The sequence below is a fragment of the Burkholderia sp. BCC1977 genome (assembly GCF_905339595.1).
Taxonomy (GTDB): Bacteria; Pseudomonadota; Gammaproteobacteria; order Burkholderiales; family Burkholderiaceae; genus Burkholderia.
Map to the genome: position 1 here is coordinate 58,866 of NZ_CAJPGQ010000007.1, position 18,526 is coordinate 77,391.

The window sequence follows — 18,526 nt, forward strand, 5'->3', positions numbered from 1 at the left end:
TGCTTCCGGCGGCGGCCTGACGGCCGCGCCGGCGGGTAAGTCGTCAGTACGACTGCCGGTCGAGACGGATTTCCTGCAGGATCGTCGTCGCGATCTCCTCGATCGACTTGTGCGTCGACGACAGCCAGTTGATCCCTTCGCGGCGCATCATCGCCTCGGCCTCGTTGATTTCGTAGCGGCAGTTCTCCGGGGCCGCGTACTTGCTGCCGGGGCGGCGCTCGTTGCGGATCTCCGACAGGCGCTGCGGGTCGATCGACAGCCCGAACAGCTTGTCGCGATGCGGCGACAACGCCGACGGCAGCTTGCCGCGCTCGAAATCTTCCGGAATCAGCGGATAGTTGGCTGCCTTCACGCCGTACTGCATCGCGAGATACAGACTCGTCGGCGTCTTGCCGCTGCGCGACACGCCGACCAGGATCACGTCGGCTTCCGACAGGTTGCGGTTCGACTGGCCGTCGTCGTGGGCGAGCGAGAAGTTGATCGCCTCGATCCGCGTCTTGTATTCCTCGGTATCGGCGTTCTGGTGGCCGCGGCCCATCGCGTGGCTCGATTTCAGCTCCAGTTCCTGCTCGAGCGGCTCGACGAAGCGCTGGAACATGTCCAGCACGAGCGCGTTCGAGCGCTTCACGATGTCGTTCGACTCGCTGTCGACGAGTGTCGTGAACACGATCGCGCGGCGGCCGTCGTGCACCGCGGCCTCGTTGATTTTCTCGACGGTCGCAAAGGCCTTGTCGAGCGAGTCCACGAACGGCAGGCGCACGAGGCGGAATTTCTGGTCGAACTGGGAGAGGATCGAGTGCGCGAAGGTTTCGGCAGTGATCCCGGTGCCGTCGGAGACGATGAAAACGGTAGGCAGCATGAATCTGGGCGTCGAACGTGAAGGGCGGTTGCGCGGGCGGCTGGAGGTTCGCCTCCAGACACAGTGACAAGGTCGCGCCACATCCGGCAGCCGGCACGGTAGAATAGCGGCAACCTGTTGGATAAGCAATTGCGGGGGCAGGGTGCGAACGGCACCCCGGGCTTGCCGCGATCGATCGAAAATTCCCGGCAAGTTCGGCGATTCGTCTGAATATATCGCCCTTCTGCCGGGATTTTTGCAAATCGGGTCGGAAGATTTCCCGCCGCTGCGATTGTTTCTCCAACAGGTTGCGCAAGACGCGCCGCGCCTTTTTGCAAGCGCCCGCGTCCGAGCCCACTTGCGCAATCGTGCATTTTTTTCACACTTAGGGGCTTGTATGACTAACGCAGCAAACGTCGCAAAGGACCAGGCGTATGTAATCCCGTTCGAGCAGTTGCGGATGACCGATGTGGAGATCGTGGGCGGCAAGAATGCGTCGCTCGGCGAGATGATCAGCCAGCTTTCCGAAGCAGGCGTTCGCGTACCCACCGGTTTCGCCACGACCGCGCTCGCATTCCGCGACTTCCTCAAGCACAACGATCTGACCGATCGCATCGCCAAGCGTCTCGAGTCCCTCGACATCGACGACGTGAAGGCGCTCGCCGAAGCCGGTGCCGAAATCCGCAAGTGGATCGTCGACGCGCCGATGCAGGCACGCCTCGAGCAGGAAATCCGCGAGCAGTTCGAAATCCTGAAGAACGGCTCGCCGGCCGAGCTGTCGTTCGCCGTGCGTTCGTCCGCGACCGCGGAAGACCTGCCCGACGCGTCGTTCGCCGGTCAGCAGGAGTCGTACCTGAACGTCGTCGGCATCGACGACGTGCTCGATCGCATGAAGCACGTGTTCGCGTCGTTGTACAACGACCGCGCGATCTCGTATCGCGTGCACAAGGGCTTCACGCACGCCGAGGTCGCGCTGTCGGCTGGCGTGCAGCGCATGGTCCGCTCGGACGTCGGCGCGGCCGGCGTGATGTTCACGATCGACACCGAATCGGGCTTCAAGGACGCCGTGTTCATCACGTCGAGCTACGGCCTGGGCGAAACCGTCGTGCAGGGCGCCGTGAACCCGGACGAGTTCTACGTGTTCAAGACCACGCTCGCGCAGGACAAGTACCCGATCATCCGCCGCTCGATCGGCTCGAAGCTGATCAAGATGGAATTCACGCAGCCGGGCGAGCCGGGCCGCGTGAAGACGGTCGACGTGCCGCACGAGCAGCGCAACCGCTACTCGATCACCGACGAAGACGTGATCGAGCTCGCGAAGTACGCGGTCATCATCGAGAAGCACTACCAGCGTCCGATGGACATCGAGTGGGGCAAGGACGGCCGCGACGGCAAGATCTTCATCCTGCAGGCGCGTCCCGAAACGGTGAAGAGCCAGGCGACCGGCAAGGCCGAGCAGCGCTTCAAGCTGAAGGGCCAGTCGCAGGTGCTGGCGACGGGCCGTGCGATCGGCCAGAAGATCGGCGCGGGTCCCGTGCGCGTGATCCAGGATCCGTCGGAAATGGAACGCGTGCAGCCGGGCGACGTGCTGGTGGCGGACATGACCGACCCGAACTGGGAGCCGGTGATGAAGCGTGCGGCGGCGATCGTCACGAACCGTGGCGGCCGGACCTGCCACGCGGCGATCATCGCGCGTGAGCTCGGCGTGCCGGCAGTCGTCGGCTGCGGCGACGCGACCGACGTGCTGAAGGACGGCGCGCTCGTCACGGTGTCGTGCGCGGAAGGCGACGAAGGCAAGATCTACGACGGGCTGCTCGAGACGGAAGTCACGGAAGTGCAGCGCGGCGAACTGCCGGAAATCCCGGTCAAGATCATGATGAACGTCGGCAACCCGCAGCTCGCGTTCGACTTCTCGCAACTGCCGAACGGTGGTGTTGGCCTCGCGCGTCTCGAGTTCATCATCAACAACAACATCGGCGTGCACCCGAAGGCGATCCTCGAGTACCCGAACATCGACCAGGACCTGAAGAAGGCGGTCGAGAGCGTCGCGCGCGGTCACGCATCGCCGCGCCAGTTCTACGTCGACAAGCTGACGGAAGGTGTCGCGACGATCGCCGCGGCGTTCTATCCGAAGCCCGTGATCGTGCGTCTGTCCGACTTCAAGTCGAACGAGTACAAGAAGCTGATCGGCGGTTCGCGCTACGAGCCGGACGAGGAAAACCCGATGCTGGGCTTCCGCGGCGCGTCGCGCTACATCGCCGAAGACTTCGCGCAGGCGTTCGAGATGGAATGCCGTGCACTGAAGCGCGTGCGCGACGAGATGGGCCTGACCAACGTCGAGATCATGGTGCCGTTCGTGCGTACCGTGAAGCAGGCGGAGCGTGTCGTCGGCCTGCTCGAGAAGTTCGGCCTGAAGCGCGGCGAGAACGGCCTGCGCCTCGTGATGATGTGTGAAGTCCCGACCAACGCGATCCTCGCCGAAGAGTTCCTGGAGCACTTCGACGGTTTCTCGATCGGTTCGAACGACCTCACGCAGCTCACGCTCGGCCTCGACCGCGACTCGGGCATGGAACTGCTGGCCGTCGACTTCGACGAACGCGACCCGGCCGTCAAGTTCCTGCTCAAGCGTGCGATCGACACCTGCCGCAAGATGGGCAAGTACGTCGGCATCTGCGGCCAGGGCCCGTCCGATCACCCGGACTTCGCGCAGTGGCTGACCGACGAAGGCATCGTGTCGATCTCGCTGAACCCGGACACGATCATTGATACGTGGCAAGCGCTCGCCAACCGGAAGTAACGGTCGGTCGTGCAACTTCGACGAAAGCGCGGCTCGCCGCGCTTTCGATGAAGGCAAAATGCAAGGTTCATGCTATAAACACCCCGGTAAGCACCGGGGTGTTTTTTTTTGCCGGTCCGGGCCGCCGCAAGCGTGCGCCCGCCTCCTCGCGGGCAGGCGCAGCGAATATAGTGAGCGTGGGGGCCGTTTTTCTGGAGACCACAATGATGTCGGGGCATCTGTTCTGGTGGGTCGGGGTTGGCGTGCTGGTCGTCGCCGAATTGCTGACCGGCACGTTCTATCTGCTGATGATCGCGCTCGGCTTTCTCGCGGGCGGGCTGCTGCAGTTCGCCGGTTTCGCGCCGCACGTGCAGATCGCGGCCGCCGCCGCGGTCGCGATCATCGCGATGATCGCGCTGCGCCGCTCGGGGCTCGGGCGCAAGCAGAAGCGCGACACGTCGACGAATCCGGACGTCAATCTCGATATCGGCGCGACCGTCACGGTCGATGCGTGGCACGACGGCCGCGCGCGCGTGCAGTATCGCGGCGCCGACTGGGACGTCGAGCTCGCGGCCGGCGAGCGCGACGATGCGCGCGTGTATCAGGTGAGTGCCGTGCGCGGCAACAATCTCGTCGTCGTCGCAAAACCCGCGGGCTGATCGTCCACTGATAAAACAAGGAGGGAACACTTCATGGATTCGCTGATCATCTGGGTCGTCCTGCTCGTCATCGCCATCGTGATCGTGTCGAAGACGGTGAAGATCGTGCCGCAACAGCACGCGTGGGTGCTCGAACGCTTCGGGCGCTATCACGCGACGTTGTCGCCCGGTCTCAATATCGTGCTGCCGTTCGTCGACCGGATCGCCTACCGGCACGTGCTGAAGGAAATTCCGCTCGACGTGCCGAGCCAGGTCTGCATCACGCGCGACAACACGCAACTGCAGGTCGACGGTGTGCTGTACTTCCAGGTGACCGATCCGATGAAGGCCTCGTACGGGTCGAGCAACTTCGTGCTCGCGATCACGCAGCTCGCGCAGACGACGCTGCGCTCGGTGGTCGGCAAGCTCGAACTCGACAAGACCTTCGAGGAACGCGACTTCATCAACCACAACATCGTGTCGGCGCTCGACCAGGCCGCCGCGAACTGGGGCGTGAAAGTGCTGCGCTACGAGATCAAGGACCTGACGCCGCCGAAGGAGATCCTGCACGCGATGCAGGCGCAGATCACCGCCGAGCGGGAAAAGCGCGCGCTGATCGCCGCCTCCGAAGGCCGCAAGCAGGAGCAGATCAACCTCGCGTCGGGCGCGCGCGAGGCGGCGATCCAGAAGTCCGAGGGCGAGCGGCAGGCCGCGATCAACCAGGCGCAGGGCGAGGCAGCCGCGATTCTCGCGGTGGCCGAGGCGAACGCGCAGGCCATCCAGAAGATCGCGAACGCGATCCAGTCGCAGGGCGGGATGGATGCCGTGAACCTGAAGGTCGCCGAGCAGTACGTCGGCGCGTTCTCGAACCTCGCGAAACAGGGCAATACGCTGATCGTGCCGGCGAACCTGTCGGATCTCGGCACGGCGATCGCGTCCGCGCTGACGATCGTCAAGAACGCGGCGCCGGCCGCGGGCGGGAAGGGCTGAGCGGCGCGCGCGGCGCCACGCGCCGGCGGTTGTGGCGGGCGTCCGGCATGCGGCGAATCGTCGCGGGATGGACGCGCAATCCCGCTCGCATGGCGACGCGTGGCGCAGGGTTTCATCCAGGACGGTGAGCGGCGGTTTGCTCGCCGCACACACGAATCACGTCACACAAAGCACACGGCCCGCTTCGAGCGGGCCGTGTCGTTGGTGAGGCGGGAACCTGAGCGTCAGGTGCCGGCGCGCATGATGCGGGCCTTTTCGCGTTCCCAGTCGCGCTTCTTCTCGGTTTCGCGCTTGTCGTGCAGCTTCTTGCCCTTCGCGAGCGCGATGTCGCATTTCACGCGACCGCCCTTGTAGTGGAAGTTCAGCGGCACGAGCGTGTAGCCACGCTGCTCGACCTTGCCGATCAGTTTCTTGATTTCGTCGCGGTGCAGCAGCAGCTTGCGCGTGCGGACCGGATCGGGCGTGATGTGCGTCGAGGCTTCGGGCAGCGGGCTGATGTGGGTGCCGATCAGGAAGATCTCCGCGTTCTTGACCACGACGTAGCCTTCCTTGATCTGGCCGCGCCCGGCGCGCAGCGCCTTGACTTCCCAGCCCTCGAGCACGAGCCCCGCCTCGTAGCGCTCCTCGATGTGATAATCGAAGTGCGCTTTCCTGTTGTCGATGATGCTCATGAAAGGATCGGGCCAACTCGTTTAAAATCACGATTTTAGCAAAGCAGGGCGGGAATCGCCCGGCTTGCGTTCTCACCTTGAGCGATGCCGCGCGATTTATGGCAGATGTCCAGAAAACAGTATTGATCCGTCATTCGGCGGAACAGATGTTCGACCTCGTCACCGACGTGGCCGACTACCCCAATTTCCTGCCCTGGTGCGGCGGCGTCGAGGTTCGCCGTCAGGACGACAGCGGGATGGAAGCGCGCATCGACATCAACTTCAAGGGCATCAAGCAGCATTTCGCGACGCGCAACACGCAGCAGCGCCCGACGCGGATCGACATGGAGTTCGCGGACGGCCCGTTCAAGAAGTTCACGGGCTCGTGGCGCTTCATCCCGCTGCGCGCCGATGCGTGCAAGATCGAATTCGCGCTGCACTACGAGTTCTCGAGCATCCTGCTCGAGAAGATCATCGGGCCGGTGTTCAGCCATATCGCGAACACGTTCGTCGATTCGTTCGTCAAGCGCGCCGACCAGCGCTACGGGAAGGGGTGACGCGATGCTGTCGATCGAAGTCTGCTATGCGCTGCCGGATCGCCAGACGCTGATTCCGGTGTCGCTGCCCGAAGGCGCGACCGTGCGCGCGGCGATCGACGCGAGCGGCGTGCTCGCGCTGCATCCGGAAATCGACCTTGCGCAGGTGAAAACCGGTGTGTTCGGCAAGCTGGCGCCGCTCGACGCGCCGCTCGCCGACCACGACCGTGTCGAGATCTACCGCCCGTTGATCGTCGATCCGAAGCTCGCGCGCCAGCGGCGCGTCGACAAGACCCGCCGCGAGGGCTCCGTCGAGGGCCGCAAGTGGATGCACAAGGACGCGCGCTGACGCGTCGCGCCAGCCCCGCGCGCGCTCCTTCGTTCCGATTCGTCAGACTACGCGCGGCCGCGCTCAGTGGGCCGTGACGTTCGCGCTCACGGCCGTGCTGCCGGGCGGATTGCCGCCCGCGTGCGTGTCGCTGTGCCGGCGCACCGACCCGTAGACGCCCGCCAGCAGCAGCGCGAGCGCCGCGATCTCCAGCACGCGCGGCATCCGGTGGTCGTAGACGAACGCGTAGAGCATCGCGAATACGGTTTCGAACACGATCAGCTGGCCGGACAGCGTGAGCGGCAGCCGCTTCGACGCCGCGTTCCATAGTCCGTTGCCGAGCCACGACGCGCCGATCGCGAGCATGAGGTTCAGCAGCCAGAACAGTTGCCAGCGCGATGCCGGGACGGCTGCCTGGACCGTGCCGGCCGGCAGCGCGAGGATCGCGAGCCAGCAGAGGCCGCCGATCAGGCCCGTCACGACACCCCACAACACCGACCACTCGTTGCCGCCGAAATGATGGTGACACTGCAGGTAGCGCGCGTTCGCGACCGCGTACCAGGTCCAGCTGGCGAGCGCGCCGGTTGCGCACGCGATGCCGGCGAGCTTCTGGCCGAGCGTCGTCGCGTGCGCGGCTTCCGAGGTGAAGAGGTCGACGTTGATGCAGACGATGCCGGCGATCACCAGCGCGAGCGGAGCGGCGAGGCGCCGCAGCGGCACCGCGCCGTGGTCGCCGAGGCCCGCGAGCGTGACGGTCACGGGCAGCACGCCGACGATCAGCGAACTGGGCGCGATGCCGATCAGGTGCACGGCGCCGGACAACAGCATGTAGTACGCGACGTTGCCGATCAGCGCGAGCTTCGCGAGCGCGACGAGATCCTCGCGGGTCAGCCGCGCGAGCAGCGAGCGGGCGGCCGGCAGTGCCGCTGCGAGCGACACGAGTCCGTACATCGCGTAGCGGCCCGCGCTCAACAGCAGCGGCGAGAAGTCGGTCATCAGCCGAGGCACGAGAAAGACCATCCCCCACAACGCGCCCGCGAGGACGCCATACACCACACCGCGCTGCATCGACTGCTCCGAACAAAAGACTGACGAGCGCGCATCTTAGCGACGGCGGCGCAACCGCGTCTTGTTCATTCCTGCACTCGGGAGCGGGCGGGGCTCGGGGTCGGCTGCGAGCGCCGTCGCGATCCGGTCCTGTTTGCCGGGGATCGCGGCGGGCCAGGTTCCGCTTCGACGATCGACCGATCAGCGCTCGACCGGCTCGGCCGCCGCCGCACTGTCGCCCGCGCCGCGCGCCCGCGCGGGGCGGCGCACGGTGCGCAGCTTGCCGCTGTTGCCGCCGCCGCAGAAGAAGAGGTCGCGACCGTCCGATTCCAGCCCCGACACGCCGACGCCGGGCGGCATGTCGACCTGTTCGAGCACCTGCCCGGTGCGCGGGTCGATCCGCCGCAGCTCGCTCTCGTCCGCTTCCCAGGTGCCGTGCCACAGCTCGCCGTCGACCCACGTCACGCCGGTGACGAAGCGGTTCGATTCGATCGTGCGCAGCACGGCGCCCGATTGCGGATCCACCTGATGAATCTTGCGTTCGCGATACTGGCCGACCCACAGCGTGCCTTCGGCCCACGCGAGCCCGGAATCGGCGCCGCCGCCGGGCGCGGGGATCGTTGCGAGCACGCGGCCCGATTCGGGATCGATCTTCTCGATGCGGTCCTCGACGATCTGGAACAGGTGGCGCCCGTCGAATGCGGTGCCTGCGTGCGCGGCGACGTCGAGCGCACGCACGGTCGTGCCGCGTTCCGGGTCGAGCGCGTTCAGCTTGTCGCCGGACGCGAACCAGACGTGCTGCCCGTCGAACGTGACGCCGTGCACGCCGTCGACGCCCGGAAACGGGCCGTATTCGCGAAGGATGTCTGCGGTGGAGCGTTTCATGTTTGTCGCCTCGTGGTGGGTATCCCCATCCTAGTCGCCCGGCAGCGGCGCGGGGAGTAACAAGGTCGTCGCGAATCCGGGCAGCGGCGGCATCATCCAGCGGCGCGCGCGACCGCGGCCGACCGCCTGCACCTTGTCCGCGTCGGCGAGCGCGTCGAGCGCGCGCTGCACGGTGCGCTGGCTCGCGCCGAGCGCGAGCGCCAGTGCGGAACTCGACCATGCCTCGCCGTCCGCGAGCAGCGCGAGCACGGCCGCGTGGCGGTCGTCGACCGGACGCGCGAGCACGACGGTCTCGCGCGGGCCGAGCGGTTCGAGCGCGAAGCCGCACGGCGTCGCGGTGACGTTCGCGAGCGGCCGCAGCACCGCGCGCAAGCGGCCGATCTCGACGCGCAGGCGGGCGCGATGCGATTCGTCCGCATGCTTCGCGCGAAACGCCGCGGCGACGAGCGTGTTTCTCGACACGTCGCCGGGCCACGCCTCGCCCAGCGCGCGCGCGAGCACGAACAGCACCGGGCGGCGCGCGAGCGAGACGGTCGTGCGCGCGTCGCGCACCGCGTGACGGCACGCATCGACGACCAGCGTGTTCGATTCGAGCAGCATCTCGACCTCGTCGAGCAGCACGAGCCGCGACGCACCGCGCGCGATGAGCCGCGCGGCCGGCGTATCGAGCATGCGTGCCGCCGTCTCGACTTCGGCCGTCAGCGCGGCGATGCCGGCGTCCCGCGCGGCCGCGCGCGCCCGGGCGAGCGCCATGCGCGCCGCGTGCGGGCGGATGCGGCGCATCGCGATGCCGGCCGCGATCAGTTCGTGAGCCGCGCGCGATGCGGCTGGCAGCGGTGCGGGATTGAGGCTCGCGAGCCGCCGTTCGGCGTCGTCGACGTGGCCGATCAGCAGCAGCCGGCGCACGCCGAGATAGCGCGCATGCGCGGCGTTCGCACGGTCGCCGTGTGCGTCGAGGGTCGCGCAGGCGGCGTCGAGGGCACGCGACGGCCAGCCGAGGTCGCGAGACGCCAGCGCGATCTCGGCTTCCGCGACGACGCAGCGTGCCCGCGCGACGGCTTCCTTCGTGCCGAACGCGCGAGCCGCGCCGCGCACGAGCGCCCGCGCGCGCTCGAAATCGCCGAGCTGCGCCATCGCGATCCCGCGCAACGCGAGCGCCGGCGCGTCGTCGCGCAAGGCGACGCGGTTCAGCGCGCCGAGCGGGTCGCCCGCCGCGAGCGCACGCGCGGCGGCCGTGATCAGCGAATCCATCCGAATCCCGACACAGTTGTCACTCCCTCCGGTCCGATGCCCCGTCCTAATCTAGCACCACGCACACGGCAGATGCGCCGTGCCCGGATACCCATCGACAGGAGGAACCCGCAATGACGAACCATCTCACCGGAACGCGCGCCGAATGGCTGGCTGCGCGCCGCGCGCTGCTCGATGCAGAAAAGGCGCTGACACGGCAGAGCGACGAACTCGCGCGGCGGCGCCAGGCACTGCCGTGGGTGCGCGTCGACAAGGCCTACCGGTTCGACACCGAGGACGGCCCGGCGACGCTCGACGACCTGTTCGGCGGCCGTTCGCAGCTGCTCGTCTATCACTTCATGTTCGGTCCCGACTACAAGGCCGGCTGCCCGTCGTGCTCGGCGCTTGCCGACGGCTTCGACGGCTTTGCGGTCCATCTCGCGAACCACGACGTGACGCTCGCGGCGGTGTCGCGCGCGCCGCTCGCGAAGCTGCTGGCGTACCGGCAGCGGATGGGCTGGCACTTTCCGTGGGCGTCGTCGGACGGCGGCGCGTTCAACTTCGACTTCAACGTGTCGTTCACCGAAGCGCAGCAGCGCACCGGCGACGTCGAGTACAACTATGCGCGGGCCGGCCACGCAATGGACATGGACCCGCCGCCCGCCGCCGTCGCCCAGTTCGCGGCGACGTGCGGCACCGACGCCGCCACGTACTCGCTCGACCGGCCGGGGATGAGTGCGTTCGTGCGCGAGGACGGGGTCGTCTATCACACGTATTCGACGTACGCCCGCGGGCTCGACGGGCTGTGGGGGATGTATCAGTGGCTCGATCGCGCGCCGCTCGGGCGCAATGAGACGGGCGTGTGGTGGCGCCGTCATGACGAGTACGCGCGCGGTTGAGCGCGGGCCGGCGAGCAGCGGGAGCGGGCGATGCGTGCCGCGATGAAGCCGGCTGCGAGCGGCGCGGCGGGCGGCGACCGGCGGGTGTTCGGCGTCGCGCTCGGCGCGGTATTTGCCGCCGCCATCTGGGCGCTGCTTGCGCAGCATGCATCGATGGACGCGATGGGCGGCATGCCGATGGCAGGGGGCTGGACGCTGTCGGCCGGGTGGCTCAGGCCGTGCGGATGGCAGGCCGGGCGCGCCTTCGCTGCGTTCGCCGGCATGTGGGGCGCGATGACGGTGACGATGGTGCTGCCGGTGCTGGCGCCGGTGCTCTGGCGATATCGGCAGAGCCTCGGCCGGTTGGGCGGGGCGCGCGCGGCAGGGTTCGTCGCGCTCGCGGGCGCCGGGTATTTCTCCGTGTGGATGGTGCTCGGTGCGCTGGTGTTTCCCGTCGGTGCCGCATTGGCGAAGGTCGCGGCGTGGCTTCCCGCGCTCGCCGCCGCGATGCCGTTCGCGGCCGGCGCGATCGTGCTCGGCGCGGGCGTGCTGCAGTTTTCCGGCTGGAAAGCGCGCCGGCTGGCTTGCTGCCGGCATGCACCGGACGACGCATGCGCGCGGCGGGCGGGAGCCCGGGCCGCGGTTGCGTGGCGGTACGGCGTGCGTACCGCGCTACGGTGCGGCGCCTGTTGCGCGAACCTGATGGCCGTCGCGCTGGCGGCCGGCGTGATGGATCTGCGCGTGATGGCCGTCGTGACCGTGGCGATCGCCGCCGAACGGCTGGCGCCGGCCGGTGAACGCGTCGCACGGATCGTCGGCGGCGTCGCGATCGGCGCCGGCGCGGTGATGATCGCGTGCGCCGCGGCCGGGCTGACCTAGCGGCGCCCGGGGGCCGCCGGTTCACGTCGAACCGGGCCTGCGGCGGCGCCGCCGGCAGCGCCGGCGTCGTACGGCAACGACGTGCGATCGGCCCGATTCCGGCCGGCTGCGCGAATGGGTCGATGCGGGGGTGAAACGAAAGACGATCGAAAACGAACCGAACGGCGATCCGAACGATTCGGCCCCCGAACGCCTGGAAACGGCTAACCCGTTGTTCGTGTTGTGAAAATTCGCAGCGCTTCGCGTATAATTCGCTTTTGCGCCCATAGGATTTGCCATGCGTCTGATCCAAAAAGCACTCACTTTCGATGATGTGCTCCTCGTTCCCGCCTTTTCCGACGTTCTCCCGCGCGACACCAGCCTGAAAACCAAGCTGACCCGCAACATCTCCCTGAACATGCCGCTCGTGTCCGCCGCGATGGACACGGTCACCGAAGGTCGCCTCGCGATCGCGATGGCGCAGCAGGGTGGTGTGGGCATCGTCCACAAGAACCTCACGCCGGCCGAGCAGGCCCGCGAGGTCGCGAAGGTCAAGCGTTTCGAATCGGGCGTCGTGCGCGACCCGATCACGGTCCCGCCGCAAATGAAGGTGCGTGACGTGATCGCGCTGTCGCGTCAGCATGGCATCTCGGGTTTCCCGGTCGTCGAGGGCCCGCAACTCGTCGGCATCGTCACGAACCGCGACCTGCGCTTCGAATCGCGCCTCGATGAGCCGGTCAAGTCGATCATGACGCCGCGCGAGCGTCTCGTCACGGTCAAGGAAGGCACGCCGCTCGCCGAAGCGAAGGCGCTGATGCACAGCCACCGCCTCGAGCGCGTGCTGGTCGTCAACGACGCGTTCGAACTGCGCGGCCTGATGACCGTCAAGGACATCACGAAGCAGACCGAACACCCGGATGCGTGCAAGGACGAGCACGGCAAGCTGCGCGCAGGCGCGGCGGTCGGCGTCGGCCCGGACAACGAAGAGCGCGTCGAGCTGCTGGTGCAGGCCGGCGTCGACGTCATCGTCGTCGATACCGCGCACGGCCACAGCAAGGGCGTGCTCGAGCGCGTGCGCTGGGTCAAGCAGAACTTCCCGCACGTCGAGGTGATCGGCGGCAACATCGCGACGGCAGCCGCCGCGAAGGCGCTCGTCGAATACGGCGCGGACGCGGTCAAGGTCGGTATCGGCCCGGGCTCGATCTGCACGACGCGGATCGTCGCGGGCGTGGGCGTGCCGCAGATCAGCGCGATCGCGAACGTCGCGGACGCGCTGAAGGGCACCGGCGTGCCGTGCATCGCCGACGGCGGCGTGCGTTTCTCGGGCGACGTGTCGAAGGCCCTCGCGGCCGGCGCGAACGCCGTGATGATGGGCAGCATGTTCGCGGGCACCGAAGAGGCGCCGGGCGACGTGTTCCTGTACCAGGGCCGCCAGTACAAGTCGTACCGCGGCATGGGTTCGGTCGGCGCGATGAAGGACGGCGCGGCAGACCGCTACTTCCAGGACAACTCGGCGAACATCGACAAGCTCGTGCCGGAAGGCATCGAAGGCCGCGTCGCGTACAAGGGCTCGGTCAACGCGATCCTGTTCCAGCTGGTCGGTGGCGTGCGCGCGAGCATGGGCTACTGCGGCTGCCGCACGATCGACGAGCTGCACGACAAGGCCGAATTCGTCCAGATCACCGCGGCGGGCATGCGCGAGTCGCACGTGCACGACGTGCAGATCACGAAGGAAGCCCCGAACTACCACGTGGACTGATCGCCGATGAAACCGCTGCTGCGAGCCGTGCTGATCGTCGATGCCGTGCTGCTGCTGGGGTTCGGCGTGCTGTTCGTGCTGACGCCCTGGCAGGCGCTGTTCAACGCGCTGCAACTGGCGAACATCCAGCCGGCGATGCTCGGCCAGGCGTTCGGCATCGCGCTGCTCGGCCTCGCGTGGCTCGCGTTCCATGCGGCGGTCAACGGTGAACTCACGGCGCCCGTCGCGCGTGCGGTCGGCCACGTGAACTGGCTGATCGGCGTGCTGGCGGTCGTGTGGTCGCTCGGCACCGGCAACGGTCCCGCGCTCGCGGCCGCCGGCCGGGTGCTGTCGGCGATGGCCGGTGTTGCGCTGATCGTGCTCGGTCTCGGCGGCGTGCGGCTCGCATCGGCCGTGCGGCGGCGCGAGAAGGCGCAGGCGCTCGAGGCCCAGGGCGCGCAGCGTCCGGCCGAACCGGCGTCGGCCGCCGCCCCTCGGCAGCGGGTCGAACCGGCCGTCGGCCGTCCGGCGGCGCCTGCGGCGCCGGCCGCGGCAGCCACGTCGGCCTCCGGTCACGCGTCAGGCGGCGCGTCAGGCAGCGTCGCATTCGACGCGCGCCCGCCGTCGCAGGATTGACCGGCGATGCGTCGCGCGAGCCGCCTGCCGCCCGACGCCGTTGTCCATGCTATTGACGCAGCGCTTCATGCGCTGCTTTTCTTATTCTCTTCATCCCGTCCGCAGCCATGCACGACAAAATCCTGATTCTCGACTTCGGTTCGCAAGTCACCCAACTGATCGCGCGCCGCGTGCGCGAAGCGCACGTCTACTGCGAAATCCATCCGAACGACGTGTCCGACGACTTCGTCCGCGAGTTCGCGCCGAAGGCGGTGATCCTGTCGGGCAGCCACGCGAGCACGTACGAAGACCACCAGCTGCGCGCGCCGCAGGCCGTGTGGGATCTCGGCGTGCCGGTGCTCGGCATCTGCTACGGCATGCAGACGATGGCCGTGCAGCTCGGCGGCAAGGTCGAGTGGAGCGATCATCGTGAATTCGGCTACGCGGAAATGCGTGCCCACGGCCATACGCGCCTGCTCGACGGCATCGAGGATTTCACGACGGCCGAAGGCCACGGGATGCTGAAGGTCTGGATGAGCCATGGCGACAAGGTTGCCGAGCTGCCGCAGGGCTTCGCGCTGATGGCGTCGACGCCGAGCTGCCCGATCGCCGGCATGGCGGACGAGGCGCGCGGCTACTACGCGGTGCAGTTCCACCCGGAAGTCACGCACACCGTGAAGGGCCGCCAGATCATCGAACGCTTCGTGCTGCAGATCGCCGGCGCGAAGCCCGACTGGATCATGAAAAACCACATCGAGGAAGCCGTCGCGAAGATCCGCGAGCAGGTCGGTGACGAGGAAGTGATCCTCGGCCTGTCGGGCGGTGTCGACTCGAGCGTCGCGGCCGCGCTGATCCATCGCGCGATCGGCGACCAGCTGACCTGCGTGTTCGTCGACCACGGCCTGCTGCGCCTGAACGAAGGCCAGATGGTGCTCGACATGTTCGAGGGCCGCCTGCATGCGAAGGTCGTGCACGTCGACGCATCCGGGCAGTTCCTCGGCCACCTGGCCGGCGTGACCGATCCGGAAGCGAAGCGCAAGATCATCGGCCGCGAATTCGTCGAGGTGTTCCAGGCCGAAGCGAAGAAGCTGTCGAAGGCGAAGTGGCTCGCACAGGGCACGATCTATCCGGACGTGGTCGAGTCGGGCGGCACGAAGACCAAGAAGGCGACGACGATCAAGAGCCACCACAACGTCGGCGGTCTGCCGGAAACGCTCGGCCTGAAGCTGCTCGAGCCGCTGCGCGACCTGTTCAAGGATGAAGTGCGCGAACTGGGCGTCGCGCTCGGCCTGCCGCCGGAGATGGTTTACCGCCATCCGTTCCCGGGCCCGGGCCTCGGCGTGCGGATTCTCGGCGAAGTGAAGCGCGAATTCGCGGACCTGCTGCGTCGCGCGGATGCGATCTTCATCGAGGAACTGCGCAACACGACCGCGACCGCGCAGGATGCGGCAGCGGGCCTGTGCGGCGAGGCGGATGTCGGCAAGAGCTGGTACGACCTGACGAGCCAGGCGTTCGCGGTGTTCCTGCCGGTGAAGTCGGTCGGCGTGATGGGCGATGGCCGCACGTACGACTACGTGACGTCGCTGCGCGCGGTGCAGACCACCGACTTCATGACCGCGCACTGGGCGCACCTGCCGTACGCGCTGCTCGGCCGTGCGTCGAACCGGATCATCAACGAGGTGCGCGGGATCAACCGCGTGGTGTACGACATCTCGGGCAAGCCGCCGGCGACGATCGAGTGGGAGTGATCTAGACTGCACCCAAGTCGTTCCGGGAGTTTTCGTTTCCCCTGTTTTTTCGTTAAAAAACAGGGGGTTATTGTCCGCCGGGATCCGCTGCGATCCGCGCAATACCATGTGTAAATGTCGGTACCGTTGGCGGTACCGATGTTTCCTCCTCGGACGGCCTTGTCCGATACCGTCACGTCGGGTTGACGGTATCGGCCGACGGTATCCGTTCGAGGAGGTTTTATGCTCACTGACACGCAACTGCGTGCCCTCAAGCCGACTGAGAAAATCTATAAGATCGCCGATCAGCGCGGACTATATGCAGCTGTGATGCCATCGGGGGCGGTAAGTCTCCGGTATGACTATCGAGTGAACGGCCGCCGTGAAACCTTGGTTATCGGCCGGTACGATCCATCACTGTCGGCGCGAAAGCCGCGGAAATCAGACGAACTCGTGTTTGGAATGGCTATCAGCCTTTCTGAGGCACGCATGCTTCGCGATCAGGCTGCAGGAGAGATCCAGCGTGGACAGAGTCCGTCACGCGCGAAGGTAGAAAAGCGAGTCGAGGCGGCGGAGGCGCTGACGTTTGGCAAATGGGCGGGGAAGTACTTCGAGCAGGCTACTCTAGCCGATTCGACGCGGTCGATGCGCAAGTCCGTGTACGAGCGAAATCTCGCTTCGGAATTTGGCCGGCTGAACCTGGACGAGATCACGCCCGCTCGACTGATGGCCCGATGCGAGAAAATCAAGGAACGTGGTGCGGCTGCGCAAGCGATTCACGCACGCGAAATCGTTCTGCAGGTCTATCGCTTCGTTGAAGCTCGGGGCATCAAGGTCGATAACCCTGCGGCCGCAATCCGGCCCAGTGCGATTGCGACGTTTAAGGCGCGCGATAGGGCACTCAGTCCAGAGGAGATTCATATCTTCTTCAATGCCTTGGAGCAGACGCCTACGATGCCGACGTTGCGCCTTGCCATCAAATTCCTGCTGTTGACGCTCGTCCGTAAGTCGGAGTTTATCGATGCGTCATGGGGCGAGGTGGATTTTGAGACGGCAACCTGGACCATTCCGAAGGAACGTATGAAGGCCCGGCGTCCTCACCACGTCTATCTCAGTGAGCAGGCGCTTGAGGTCTTGGTCGCATTCAAAACATGCTTTGGCTCAAGCGTTTACTTGCATCCTGGGCGGTATGAGACTGCTTCGCCAATCAGCTCTGCGACGTTGAACCGGGTCATAGATAGCACGGTGAAGCAGATCTGCGCCGGGGGGGGAATGTTTGAACCGTTCACTGTGCACGATCTACGGCGCACCGCCAGTACTCACTTGCACGAAGCCGGCTTCAATACCGATTGGATCGAGAAATGCCTTGCGCACGAACAGCGCGGTGTTCGCGCGATATACAACAAGGCCGAATACGCGGAGCAGAGAAGGGCGATGCTGCAGGCGTGGGCAGATATGTTGGATCGTTGGATTAAGGATGCACCGAGCTCCGTCATTGGTCGTTGACGGTGGCGTGGCACAAATCTCGATTCCGAGTTGCGGCTACGATAGGCGCCAATATGAACGTGATTCCCGAACTGCGCGGCAATGACTTGCAGGGGCCACGACTCTCCGTCGCTCGCGCCGTCAGGCTACGTGCTGGGCTTCGATCAAATCCCTTCCGGCCACCACGGTTGCGGTGCGTTGCGAATTGCGTAGTCGTCGAGGTTCTTGCCCACGAGCCACTTAGGTCGTGAGCCTTTGCCAGACCATGAGCGCCCGGTGTCTGGATCGTAGTACTTCGCAGGAGTCTTCTGTCGCTTTGCCTGAATGAAGCCAGCCGCTCGAAGCAGTTCGATTTCGGTGATGCCGTATTCCTTGACGTCTTCAGCGATCTGTTTGAGTTTGGCTTGCTTTTCCTGCTGCTTGGCTTCTGCAACAAGCAAATTTAACTGGCCGAGTTGCTTCTGTAGGTCGCGAATGGTCATACTGTTCATGTCCCGATGTTTCGAGCGAATAATGATTGGAGCGAAATCTGGCAGTCAAGTTCGCAATGTTCGTTCGATCGGTGTGGCCGGGTTTGAACTGGAGGCCAATCGATCACGAGCCGATTGCTCCAACCAGCAGTGCTTTCTGCTTGGCGTGACGCCTTTCGGGCGCCAAGGCGACTGTGCCGAGCACGCGATTGTATCGAAGTGGGTAAGCGAGACTTGGGTCGCATGCACGCGCACGAACGAATCGGTCGAAGCGGAACGATCTTAGTGATCGTAGCTGATACGGTTGAACGGCTGCTATCGGATTGCTGGCGACAAGCAAACGACAGGTTCAAGGATGTCGGGAACGGTGGCCTTGGTGAACTACCGCCGGCCGGCTCCCGTCGGCTGTAGCCGACCCGAAGCGGTCCCTCGCATTTCTCAAGATCGGTCATTGGGACGGCATGTGGTGGGATGATCGCGCTATCGCTTCTGCCACCTAGCGTACGCGTCAGTACCCATGGCATCGAAGTTCGGCATTTCTCCGACCCGCACATGCTGAAAGAAGTCCAAACAATGACTCCATGATGATGTGTCGGGATCGGATTCAATCCAGCGCAAATATCCCAAGTGCTTCCAATCTAACGACCTGTCGTCATTGCAGCGCCAAAGGACCTCTTGTGCGATTGCCTCGCACCAAATCAAAGCGTCATCTGCTGAGTCCGCCGCGATGAAAACACCGGTCGTAGATTCATAGTCTTCGACCACTCCACGCTCGAATAGCTGCCGTGGCTCAGGCTCGTGGTACTGAAAAATGACGAGGAATTCGCGTGTCATGTC

General features: G+C 65.9%; 17 protein-coding genes. 11 read left to right on the plus strand and 6 right to left on the minus strand.

The window, feature by feature from the left end:
* Nucleotides 1-43 precede the first annotated feature (43 nt).
* Nucleotides 44-859, minus strand: coding sequence for a pyruvate, water dikinase regulatory protein (locus U5771_RS08475; RefSeq protein WP_322023545.1), 816 nt, complete (start codon nucleotides 857-859; stop codon nucleotides 44-46).
* 376 nt (nucleotides 860-1,235) lie between these two features.
* On the opposite strand from U5771_RS08475, the gene ppsA reads away from it, so the two are divergent.
* The 3 genes from ppsA to U5771_RS08490 all read left to right on the plus strand — a co-directional run bounded on the left by ppsA (nucleotide 1,236) and on the right by U5771_RS08490 (nucleotide 5,242).
* Complete coding sequence (gene ppsA / locus U5771_RS08480; RefSeq protein WP_322023546.1) at nucleotides 1,236-3,635, plus strand: phosphoenolpyruvate synthase; 2,400 nt, start codon at nucleotides 1,236-1,238, stop codon at nucleotides 3,633-3,635.
* A gap of 203 nt (nucleotides 3,636-3,838) precedes the next feature.
* Nucleotides 3,839-4,273, plus strand: a complete 435-nt coding sequence (locus U5771_RS08485; protein ID WP_322023547.1) for an NfeD family protein — start codon at nucleotides 3,839-3,841, stop codon at nucleotides 4,271-4,273.
* 33 nt (nucleotides 4,274-4,306) lie between these two features.
* Nucleotides 4,307-5,242: an SPFH domain-containing protein gene (locus tag U5771_RS08490; protein ID WP_322023548.1), complete on the plus strand. Its 936-nt coding sequence runs from the start codon at nucleotides 4,307-4,309 to the stop codon at nucleotides 5,240-5,242.
* A 224-nt stretch (nucleotides 5,243-5,466) separates the two neighbouring features.
* Here the strand turns inward: U5771_RS08490 and smpB are convergent, their stop codons facing one another.
* Nucleotides 5,467-5,913, minus strand: coding sequence for an SsrA-binding protein SmpB (gene smpB / locus U5771_RS08495; protein WP_322023549.1), 447 nt, complete (start codon nucleotides 5,911-5,913; stop codon nucleotides 5,467-5,469).
* 98 nt (nucleotides 5,914-6,011) lie between these two features.
* On the opposite strand from smpB, the gene U5771_RS08500 reads away from it, so the two are divergent.
* Nucleotides 6,012-6,449, plus strand: coding sequence for a type II toxin-antitoxin system RatA family toxin (locus U5771_RS08500; RefSeq protein WP_014896752.1), 438 nt, complete (start codon nucleotides 6,012-6,014; stop codon nucleotides 6,447-6,449).
* Between the two features lie 4 nt (nucleotides 6,450-6,453).
* Nucleotides 6,454-6,777 carry an RnfH family protein gene (locus U5771_RS08505; protein ID WP_322023550.1) on the plus strand — a complete coding sequence of 108 codons (324 nt, stop codon included), beginning with the start codon at nucleotides 6,454-6,456 and terminating at the stop codon, nucleotides 6,775-6,777.
* 63 nt (nucleotides 6,778-6,840) lie between these two features.
* Here U5771_RS08505 and U5771_RS08510 read toward each other — a convergent pair whose 3' ends face one another.
* From U5771_RS08510 to U5771_RS08520, 3 genes are all read right to left on the minus strand, one after another.
* Nucleotides 6,841-7,824 (minus strand): DMT family transporter, encoded by a 984-nt coding sequence (locus tag U5771_RS08510; protein WP_322023551.1) that lies wholly within the window; start codon nucleotides 7,822-7,824, stop codon nucleotides 6,841-6,843.
* A gap of 180 nt (nucleotides 7,825-8,004) precedes the next feature.
* A complete protein-coding gene (locus tag U5771_RS08515; protein WP_322023552.1) occupies nucleotides 8,005-8,688 on the minus strand; it encodes a glutaminyl-peptide cyclotransferase in 684 nt (227 codons plus the stop codon).
* A gap of 30 nt (nucleotides 8,689-8,718) precedes the next feature.
* Nucleotides 8,719-9,939 carry a helix-turn-helix domain-containing protein gene (locus U5771_RS08520; RefSeq protein ID WP_322023553.1) on the minus strand — a complete coding sequence of 407 codons (1,221 nt, stop codon included), beginning with the start codon at nucleotides 9,937-9,939 and terminating at the stop codon, nucleotides 8,719-8,721.
* 113 nt (nucleotides 9,940-10,052) lie between these two features.
* On the opposite strand from U5771_RS08520, the gene U5771_RS08525 reads away from it, so the two are divergent.
* From U5771_RS08525 to U5771_RS08550, 6 genes are all read left to right on the plus strand, one after another.
* On the plus strand, nucleotides 10,053-10,817 hold the full coding sequence (locus U5771_RS08525) for a DUF899 domain-containing protein (RefSeq protein WP_322023554.1): 765 nt from the start codon (nucleotides 10,053-10,055) through the stop codon (nucleotides 10,815-10,817).
* A gap of 30 nt (nucleotides 10,818-10,847) precedes the next feature.
* The gene (locus tag U5771_RS08530) at nucleotides 10,848-11,675 is read left to right on the plus strand and encodes a DUF2182 domain-containing protein (RefSeq protein WP_322023555.1); all 828 of its coding nucleotides are present in this window, start codon (nucleotides 10,848-10,850) and stop codon (nucleotides 11,673-11,675) included.
* 277 nt (nucleotides 11,676-11,952) lie between these two features.
* On the plus strand, nucleotides 11,953-13,413 hold the full coding sequence (gene guaB, locus U5771_RS08535; protein ID WP_322023556.1) for an IMP dehydrogenase: 1,461 nt from the start codon (nucleotides 11,953-11,955) through the stop codon (nucleotides 13,411-13,413).
* A gap of 6 nt (nucleotides 13,414-13,419) precedes the next feature.
* Nucleotides 13,420-14,028 carry a hypothetical protein gene (locus U5771_RS08540; protein WP_322023557.1) on the plus strand — a complete coding sequence of 203 codons (609 nt, stop codon included), beginning with the start codon at nucleotides 13,420-13,422 and terminating at the stop codon, nucleotides 14,026-14,028.
* 107 nt (nucleotides 14,029-14,135) lie between these two features.
* Nucleotides 14,136-15,755, plus strand: a complete 1,620-nt coding sequence (gene guaA, locus U5771_RS08545; protein ID WP_322023558.1) for a glutamine-hydrolyzing GMP synthase — start codon at nucleotides 14,136-14,138, stop codon at nucleotides 15,753-15,755.
* 222 nt (nucleotides 15,756-15,977) lie between these two features.
* On the plus strand, nucleotides 15,978-17,240 hold the full coding sequence (locus tag U5771_RS08550; protein ID WP_322023559.1) for a tyrosine-type recombinase/integrase: 1,263 nt from the start codon (nucleotides 15,978-15,980) through the stop codon (nucleotides 17,238-17,240).
* Between the two features lie 143 nt (nucleotides 17,241-17,383).
* Here the strand turns inward: U5771_RS08550 and U5771_RS08555 are convergent, their stop codons facing one another.
* The gene (locus tag U5771_RS08555; RefSeq protein ID WP_322023560.1) at nucleotides 17,384-17,710 is read right to left on the minus strand and encodes an H-NS histone family protein; all 327 of its coding nucleotides are present in this window, start codon (nucleotides 17,708-17,710) and stop codon (nucleotides 17,384-17,386) included.
* Nucleotides 17,711-18,526: the final 816 nt, after the last annotated feature.